Origin of the sequence: Psychrobacter sp. UBA6291, from assembly GCF_002439405.1 — a bacterium.
GTDB classification, from domain to species: domain Bacteria; phylum Pseudomonadota; class Gammaproteobacteria; order Pseudomonadales; family Moraxellaceae; genus Psychrobacter; species Psychrobacter faecalis.
Genome location: NZ_DJUD01000022.1, coordinates 254,780 through 260,779 on the forward strand (window position 1 = coordinate 254,780; position 6,000 = coordinate 260,779).

Here is a 6,000-nt window from a genome sequence, read left to right on the forward strand (position 1 = left end):
TTTTTAATAACAATAATAATTCAAGGAAAACAATAATGACCAAGCAAGATATCAATACTGCAATTATTACTATAAATGAATTTGTGCAAGGTAGCCCGTTGCCTTATAGCGTGCTTGATGCGACGCATATCAATGCCGCTTATCCTGAACAGAAATTAGAGATTCGAGGCGGCGGCTACGGCTCAGATGCAGCGGCGCATCCAACCAATGCCAAGCAGTTTTATGCCCTGACCGACCGTGGGCCTAATGCCGACTTTGACGGAATTGCTGGTAAAGGTAAGCAGTTTCTTGTGCCAAATTATACGCCGTCTATTGGGTTGTTTGAATTGCAAGCTGACAGCAAAATTATCAAAGTAAAAGAAATAATTCTAAAGGATAAAAATGGCAATCCTATCTCGGGACTACCAAACCCAAAGGCTTTTGGCGGCACCAATGAAGTGCCTTATGATGTCCATGGTCAACCGATGACAGTCAATCCACAATTGCCTTTTGATGCAGTGAGCAATCCGATCAAAACTGATATCAATGGTTTAGACCCTGAAGGGCTCGCAGCGCTGCAAGATGGCAGCTTTTGGGTCAGTGATGAGTATGGTCCGCACCTTGTGCATTATGATGCCAAGGGCGTAGAGATTGAGCGTATCAATGCATTTGCCAATGATGAGCGTAATAATGTGATGGTTGAAGGTAAGCCGATTTTGTTACCGACGGAATTTAGCAAACGCCGTGCCAATCGTGGCATGGAAGCGTTAACCATTACGCCTGACCAAACGACGCTTGTCGGTATCATGGAGTCCTCTATGGACAATCCTGATAAGTCAGGGCGACTATCTAGTTTGGTACGTATGGTAACGATTAACTTAGTTTCAAGACAAATAGCGCAGTATTTATATCGATTGGATAATGCAGCGCATGTGACCTCTGGCATTGTGGCGCTTAATGACCATGAGTTTTATCTCATTGAGCATGATCGCAAATTCCCGCTCCAAGATAAGTCGGCACAAAAACTCATTTATAAAATTGATATCGCACAAGCAACAGATATTGAAACTATTTTAAATGATGGAAGCGTTAGGCAAGATGACACGGTTGGTTTGACAGTGAATGGACAAACGCTTGAGCAGTTGATTGCCATTGATGAAGAAAACTGGCAAATGCTTGAAAACATAAACATCACGCCTGTTAAAAAGACCTTGGTCGTCGATGTGCTGGCGAGCTTAGAGTACCCACATGATAAGCTTGAGGGCTTATGGTTAAGACAAGATGGTTCATTGGGTCTACTCAATGATGATGATTTTGCAATGACAGATACTGATATAATCAATCCAAAAAGTAGCGTCGAGCAAAAGTATCTCGATAAAGAAAAAACCATTGAAGATGCCAATCGCTTATATATTGTTATGCCGACTGAATAGAGTAGATTGGTTTTTTTATCAATACTTATCGTATTACAGCCAATAAAAAGACCTCGCATTAGCGAAGTCTTTTTTATTAATAACGTATAAAAAAGTTTTAAATTACTTTAGAGAAGCGGTTTTTATGTTTTTTCTCAAGGTATTCATCGAACACCATAGCGACATTACGCCCTAATAGACGACCTTTTGGTAGGACGCGAATACCAGCGGCATCCATGTCAATCAAGCGGTCCTCTTGCATCTCGCCCAATTGCTGAATTTCATCTATAAAATAAGTAATGGCATCGATACCGAATTTCTGATTGACGTCTCTAAAGTCGATATAGTCATGACAGAGTAGATTCATAATCACGTATTCACGCAGACGATCTTTAATCGAGGTTTTAATCACATTGACCGCTGGCATGATCGCTGGATTATCACGCGCGGCATCGATATTCTCTTTATATACCTGCAAATCCGTATGGTTTTGCAAAATATAGCTGCTATTGGCGTTAGAGATTTGGCTGATTGACGACACGCCAAAGCCCAACAAATCGCAATCGCCCATGATGGTATAACCCTGAAAATTACGATGTAATTTGCCTTCGCGCTGGGCGATAGCAAGCTCATCGTCAGGTTTGGCAAAATGGTCGATACCGATATATTGATAACCGGCTTCGCTCAAGGTATTGATGGTATTACCGAGCATGGTAAGCTTGGCAGCTGGCGTCGGTAAATCTTCCTCTTTAATTTGGCGTTGCGATTTAAAGCGCTCAGGTAAATGAGCGTAATTAAACACCGATAAACGATCGGGTGACATCTCGATAACACGGCGTACGGTCTTGTCTAGAGTCGTCGGCGTTTGATGCGGTAAGCCGTAAATCAAATCGACGTTGGTAGAATGGAAGCCCAATCTACGCGCTTCAGCAAGCACATTTTCAATCAGTTCAGCAGAGTTGATACGGTTGACGGCGATTTGTACTTTTTCGTCTAAGTCTTGTACGCCTAGACTGACGCGGTTAAAACCAAGGTTACGCAGTACCGTTAGTGTCTCGTCGCCAAGCTCACGCGGATCGATTTCAATAGAGTAATCGCCTTGGTCTTCTGGCAAAAATTCAAACTGGGTCTGCAAAAACTCCCAAAGTTTTATCAACTCATTATCTTGTAGAAAGGTTGGCGTACCGCCACCGAAATGCAGCTGCTTGACCAGGGGGTTTTTACGATCGGCTGGCGTTTTTAATAAGCTACGTTTGTGCTTAATTTCTGCCATTAAATATTCTAAATAATCTCCAGCATCACTGTTCTTTTTGGTGATAATTTTATTACAAGCACAGTAGTAGCAAAGGTGACGACAAAACGGAATATGGAAATACAGCGATAAGTGCGCATCGGCTTCGCGCTCTTGCAGAATCTTAGTCTCCAGCCCCTCAGGCATCGGTGAGAATTCTAACGCGGTCGGGTAGGAGGTATAACGCGGCCCAGATCGATTGTATTTATTGATAATTTCTTCATCGAATGCCGGCAGCTGCTTACTGGTAATGCTGCCACGAGTACTGGCATAGGGATTGGGCATCTCAACCACAGGACGTGCAGTAGTAGGCTGCTCGTCGGCATGAGCGAAAGATTTTTGGTCGCTATTGATATCGGCTGGTTCTGACATGCGAGATTCCTCGGTTTAACTGTATAAATCGCCACTTAAGTAATAAGTAGTATAACAAATCAATAGTCATAGTGGCATGGACGTTAAGTTTCCGTATATACCCATAAAGTTGTATTGCTATCTGCAATAAAAAAAGACTTCAGGATTGCTCTAAAGTCTTTTTTATTATAATCAATAATTTAGCTAGAACTATTCTCTCAATTTAATCACTTCACCAACCGCTTGTTTGGATATTTCACTCTTACTAAATGGCAGACGAATCCACTCTTTATCTGAATAACGGCGCGTCTGATCACGATGATAAGGGCGCGTTGTATCTCCTGCTTGTGAGTAGGCAAGTAACGCTTCTACGACAGGACCTTTACTATCAAAGGTCACTGACTGCATATAGGTTGGGCCATTATTAATAATATAATTACCAGCCTCATTAACTCCTGCACCTCGGGCAACGTTAAAGATACCTTCGCTACCATAACCACCATGCATAGGAATGTGCTGGTTGTTCTTGCCAGCATCTAGCACATATTGCAGCTCACCTAAGCTTGCATCAAGTGCAATGCCTTTATTTTGGAAGTAAGCAATCGCATCGCCTAAAGCTTGGCGAGTCTGGGCAGTGATTTTTAGCTCGCGCGGTGTATTGATGGGGTCGGCTTCGTTGAAGGGGACTTTAAACGAATCATTTGTATATTCACTAAAACCCGCCTTGTTCCAAAACTCTCTAAACACATGCGCGCCTCGGCTGTCGATGTTGTTGCGACGGTCCCAATTATTCAAGATGCTACAGGCTTGTTTGGCTTCGATAGTTGCGCCACCTGTCAGAGGTAGCATAGGGTTGGCATTACAATCGGCTAAGACATCATCGAGAACTAATTCGGCGGCATAACTGCGATTGCCATAGACGACGTCTTGCATATTATCTAAGGTAAAGGTAGTACCACCCAAGTTATCTGAGTTATCCAAACGGTCTAATACTTGCTGAAATGCCATGCGTGTACGTAAAGAAAGTGGCACGCCCTCTGGGCTAGTCGCACTAGGGAATTGCGTTAAACGGCGACGTAGCAGCGGTGAAAACCCTGTTAACGGCTCATCTAAATTACTCAACCAATAAGTATCGTTTGAGTTAAGCACATAATCGTCACGAATCAAGAAAGGCAGGTTTGAGCGCCCAAAGATGCCTGCTTGCGGCGAATCAGCGTCTTTACCCCATTCACAATCCGCTTTGCTGCCATCCAAAGCTGGCAGCCCAAAACTGACGATGGCTTGTAAATAAGGCTTACCAGCAGTACAGCTATTTAATTTATCTGCGGTGACATGTGGCACGGTTGAGATGTCAGCATAAAGCGCTTTGCCATAGCGGTCGGTGGCGATGGTATTGACAAATCCTAGCCCAACCTGATCTTGCATTTTATCCACCAAGTCCTCTACGCTGGTGGCTTGATTCATACTACGCCATTGGTTCAGTGAGCGAGCGTTTTCAGCGGCGGCATCACGAATAGTAAAGGCGATATTGTTCGCGCCCCAAGGTGGTAGTAAACCATTGACTTGATCGACAGCTATCATAGGACCAAAATGTGACGAATAAACCGATCTGACCAGCGTCTTATTGTCTGGCAGTTGGATAGTGACGTCATCCTTTTTAATATCGCGCTGCTCAACGACGCCTGCACTATTAGTATAGTTGTACTTCATTGGGTTGCCGTCTACTAGGCTGAGCTGATAAAGGGTAAAGCGCTTAGCAGTCGATACCGTATGGCTCCAAGCGACGTCTTTATTAAAGCCAATGTTGGGGAAAGGTTGGCCTTGTTGTCCTGCTCCCATGACGTCAAGCTTGCCTGGCAGTGTTAAATGAAATTCATAAAAGCGCTGTAAACCATCCCAAGGCTCATGAGGATTGCCATAAAGGATACCACTTTTAGTGCCTGTAACTTCGCTACCAAAGGCATAGGCGTTACTGCCGCCATCCGTTACATTGATGGTTGTCATATCAAAATCAAAGCCTGAGGACAAATCCGCGGCCGACTCTGATGTTAGGTCGTTCTCTGGCTCTATAGAAAGCGTACGCCTTCGCGAGCTACCCATGATACCTTTTTCGACAGTAGGCGCCGCAGTGGCAATAGGCGTGACAAAGTTTGATAGACCACCGCGCAGATTGGCCTTGCCATAAAGCGCTAGCAAATCATCAGTCGTGATTTCACGAACCCATTCAGCGCCGGCACAGTCAGGATCGATATTGTCGACACCTTTATCACGCAAATAGCGGCTATAACCGGAGGCATAACCAGCTACTGCATCTAAAACCTCGGGCTCTTGCGCGTCCAAAAACTGTTTACGCTTAGCGTCTGAATTATACCAGGTATAGAAAACATCACTATCGATATCCCCCTTATCGCCTAGATAGCGCATACTCTCACCCTTAGCGATTACAATTTCGCGCGCCAGTGAGCAGATATTGTCTTCGGCAAAAGCATACCCGACGCCATAACCGAGACCTTTATAGTTTTTAGCAGTGATGTGCGGTATGCCAAACTCAGTGCGCTGGATATCCGCCGCATAAGTACTATCGCTAGTATCGTCGTCTATATTGCCGTTAAAATTGTCGTTATCCGAACAGCCAAATAATCCCAACGACACTGCCATTGTTAATAGCGTGAGTGTGCGTACACGCCGATTAAGCACATTAATGCTCATGAGCTTACCCATCCATGGTTAATTACGATTTTATAAAGCGCTGACGAGAATTACCGCCAAGCTTTATGTGTCAATAAATTCCTTTTATTGCCGTGCTTTTATCTGTCTTATTTTCTATTTTTTTGAATGAAATAACGAATAAGAAAAATTAAAAACATTTATCAAACATATAACACTTTTAAATATCTATGCTAGCGAATAAATCGCAGAATTTAGGCGCTGATGTTTTTTTTAGATTTAACCCCAGTTCGGGATAAG

At 43.7% G+C, this 6,000-nt stretch carries 3 protein-coding genes; 1 reads left to right on the forward strand and 2 read right to left on the reverse strand.

The window, feature by feature from the left end; translation table 11 throughout:
* Nucleotides 1-35 precede the first annotated feature (35 nt).
* Nucleotides 36-1,412: an esterase-like activity of phytase family protein gene (locus B3R91_RS03725; protein ID WP_286796536.1), complete on the forward strand. Its 1,377-nt coding sequence runs from the start codon at nucleotides 36-38 to the stop codon at nucleotides 1,410-1,412.
* A gap of 97 nt (nucleotides 1,413-1,509) precedes the next feature.
* On the opposite strand, the gene hemN is transcribed toward B3R91_RS03725, so the two are convergent.
* Together hemN and B3R91_RS03735 are read right to left on the reverse strand one after the other, a co-directional pair.
* Entirely contained in the window at nucleotides 1,510-3,054 is a 1,545-nt protein-coding gene (gene hemN / locus B3R91_RS03730) for an oxygen-independent coproporphyrinogen III oxidase (protein WP_286796537.1), read from the reverse strand.
* A 189-nt stretch (nucleotides 3,055-3,243) separates the two neighbouring features.
* Nucleotides 3,244-5,742, reverse strand: coding sequence for a penicillin acylase family protein (locus B3R91_RS03735; protein WP_286796538.1), 2,499 nt, complete (start codon nucleotides 5,740-5,742; stop codon nucleotides 3,244-3,246).
* Nucleotides 5,743-6,000 lie beyond the last annotated feature (258 nt).

Excerpts from the sequence above, each read along its gene's own strand:
- B3R91_RS03735 (WP_286796538.1), bottom strand. The coding sequence starts at position 5,742 with ATGAGCATTAATGTGCTTAATCGGCGTGTACGCACACTCACGCTATTA.
- hemN (WP_286796537.1), bottom strand. The coding sequence starts at position 3,054 with ATGTCAGAACCAGCCGATATCAATAGCGACCAAAAATCTTTCGCTCAT.
- B3R91_RS03725 (WP_286796536.1), top strand. The coding sequence starts at position 36 with ATGACCAAGCAAGATATCAATACTGCAATTATTACTATAAATGAATTT.